This window comes from Paenibacillus xylaniclasticus, assembly GCF_004001065.1.
In the GTDB taxonomy this organism is placed as follows: Bacteria; Bacillota; Bacilli; order Paenibacillales; family Paenibacillaceae; genus Paenibacillus_T; species Paenibacillus_T xylaniclasticus.
In genome coordinates this window covers 1-1,373 of sequence record NZ_BIML01000051.1, presented here as the reverse complement: position 1 = coordinate 1,373, position 1,373 = coordinate 1, and the positions used below count along the sequence as shown (strand labels likewise).

Sequence of the window (1,373 nt, the reverse complement as noted above, 5' to 3'; positions counted from 1 at the left end):
GTTGGTGCGGGCTGCTTACATCTTCCAGGTTCCAACCATCTTCTCCGTCTAATGTCGCTTCCCTTAGCTCCAGTTTCTGACCGTCAAACGCCGTCTTCTCCAGCAGATGCTCGTCTCCAACCAGCCACCGGCTTCCGCTGTCCTCCAGCATGTACGCGATTCGCTCCTGCGGATATGACGGATCAATTGGCACGTATGCACCGCCTGCCTTCAGAATGCCGAAGATGCCTGCAATCATCTCCACGGACCGCCCCGCCAGTAGAGCAACGCGGCTGTCTGCTGTAACGCTCAGCTTCCGAAGCTTATGCGCCAGCCGGTTCGCCCGTGCGTTCAGCTCCCGGTACGTTACCTGTTCTGTCTCGCTAACCACTGCGATCTGATCCGGCGTCCGCTCCACCTGATCCTCGAACAACTGGTGGATCGTCTTCTCCTGCGGATACGGTGCTTCCGTTGCATTGAACACATTTATAATCTGATGCTTCTCTTCTACGGTCAGCATTGACAGCTGTGCCAGTTCCATCTCCGGTTCGCTGACTGCTGCTTCGATTAATTGCAAATAATGCTTGGCCATCCGCTCCACCGATTCGCGACGGTACAAATCAGTGCAGTATTCGACCACGATTTGCAGTCCGTCTTCGCTTTCGGCTAATGACCAGGTCATATCGAACTTTGTCACGTGGCTTTCCACCGGTTGTGCAATGAGCTGCAAGGAATCGAGATCTAGCCGCTGCTGCTCCTGATTGTGCAGCACGAACATTGTATCGAACAGCGGATGGCGGCTCATATCCCGGTGCTTGACCACTTTCTCCACCAGCTCTTCGAACGGATATTCCTGATTCGCATAGCTTGCCAGCGCCAGCTCCTTCACCTGCTCCAGATAAGCTCTGAACGTCAAACCGCCCTCTGGTCGGCTCCTGAGCGCTAGCGTATTGACGAACAGCCCGAGCATCCCTTGAAGCTCCGCATGCGTCCGACCCGCTATCGGCGTTCCGACTACAATGTCCTCCTGCCCGCTATATTTCGACAGCATCACCTTGTACGCGGCCAGCAGCACCATGAACAGCGTCGTTCCACTCTCGCGTGCAAGATCGTTCAGCCGTTCAAGTAGCTCCGTACCCGTCTGCACCGCGATCCGGCTTCCCGCATAGCTTTGCACCGGCTTGCGGACATAGTCTGTAGGCATCTCCATCGCCGGAGGTGCTTCCTCGAATTGCTGCGTCCAGTAAGCTTCTTGCTCTTGAAGCCGGTCTGTTTGAGCCTGCTCCTGCTGCCAGCAGGCGTAGTCCTTGTACTGAATCGTCAGCTCCGGCAGCTCATTACCCTGATACAGTTCACCGAACTCCCGCACGAGAATGCTCATCGACACACCATCA

General features: G+C 55.8%; 1 protein-coding gene. It reads right to left on the bottom strand.

What is annotated here, in order from left to right:
* On the bottom strand, positions 1-1,360 hold a 1,360-nt coding region (locus PXY01_RS21460), incomplete at its 3' end, for a non-ribosomal peptide synthetase (protein WP_246028052.1).
* Between the last annotated feature and the right edge of the window lie 13 nt (positions 1,361-1,373).